The 1,326-nt window shown below is 60.2% G+C and carries 2 protein-coding genes; one reads left to right on the forward strand and one right to left on the reverse strand.

Going from position 1 to position 1,326, the window contains the following annotated elements:
* The first annotated feature begins 203 nt into the window (after window positions 1-203).
* Window positions 204-1,181 (forward strand): helix-turn-helix domain-containing protein, encoded by a 978-nt coding sequence (locus tag AB4Y89_RS24490; protein ID WP_442303565.1) that lies wholly within the window; start codon window positions 204-206, stop codon window positions 1,179-1,181.
* A gap of 27 nt (window positions 1,182-1,208) precedes the next feature.
* Here the strand turns inward: AB4Y89_RS24490 and AB4Y89_RS24495 are convergent.
* On the reverse strand, window positions 1,209-1,326 hold a 118-nt coding region (locus tag AB4Y89_RS24495; RefSeq protein WP_441955563.1), incomplete at its 5' end, for an integrase core domain-containing protein.

The raw sequence follows: 1,326 nt of genomic DNA on the forward strand, positions 1-1,326 counted from the left end.
CTGGGTCAGCTGGTACAACGAGTCCCGCCTGATGCACCGACTCGGCCGCAAACCACCGGTCGAGTACGAAGCCGACTACTATGCACTTCACGCCGAGCAACCGGCTGGAGACAGATAACCGGGTGTGCACCGAACCCGGGGGGATTCAGAGATATGCGGGTTCATATCCACGGCGCGTCCACAAAGCGGCTAGATTCGACGGCATGGACAGTCACGCCGCGATCGTCGGTGCGCAGCTCCGAGCGGCCCGTGAAGCCGCTGGGGTGTCCCTTGCTGCAGTGGCCGGTCAGATCCACTACAGCAAGTCCGTGCTTGCCTACTACGAAACCGGAGAGCGCACACCGACGTCCGATGTCATAGCCTGGTACGAAAAGCGTTTTGGTGGCATCCAAGACCCTGTAGCTACCTTGCTCAACCTCGGAAAGGCTGATGTGGAACGGCGCTCATTTCTACGTGTCGGGTACTCCACAGCACTCAGCGCATCCATGCTACTGCCTGGCTGGCTCGACCCTGCGGCGTCTGTCCTGCCGGGCAACAAAACCGGCGTTCGTCACGTGGGGGAAGTCGACGTAGCGGCTGTGCGAGACGTGATGGTCTTGTTCTCCCAAATCGATCAGCGGCTCGGTGGCGGTCATGGACGGACGGCCGTGGTTCAGTATTTGACCAACGAAGTAACCAGCTACCTGAATGGGTCCTACGCCAGCGAGGCTGTGCGGAATGACATGTTCTCCGCTGCAAGCGAGTTGGCTTATTTGGCAGGCTGGATGGCATTCGACAATGCCGAGCATTACACAGCACAACGCTATTTCGCGGCATCGACCAAGCTCGCGGCTGAAGCTAATGACGAACCGCTAACCGGCCACATACTGCGCGCGATGGCACATCAAGCCATCGACCTTGGACATCACGCGGAAGGACTACAACTCGCTGAAGCGTCGGTCAGCGGCCGCCGCTACCAAGCCGCCTGCCCACGTGAGCGGGCACTCCTAAAGGTCGTACACGGCAAGGCATTGAGTGCCGCCGGGCACGTCACGGAGTCCGCGAAAACCCTCCTCGAGGCTGAACGGGACCTTGCCTCCGCTTCCAACTCGGATCACGAACCTGCTCGGATCTTCTTCTTCTCCGAAGCGAGCCTCGCGCACGAAACCGCGTGCGCATTGCGTGATGCGGGCGACCTGTGAGGTTTACCCCGAATGGTGGACAGGGGTTCAAGCAGCTTTTGCTGCGTCTGTCAGGGATTGCTCGTAGCGTAGGGGGCTGAGCATCCCGAGGGCGGAGTGCCGTCGATCATGGTTGTACTTGTGGATCCAATTGTCAACCGCAGCA

The organism is Terriglobus sp. 2YAB30_2 (assembly GCF_052114765.1).
In the GTDB taxonomy this organism is placed as follows: Bacteria; Acidobacteriota; Terriglobia; order Terriglobales; family Acidobacteriaceae; genus Terriglobus.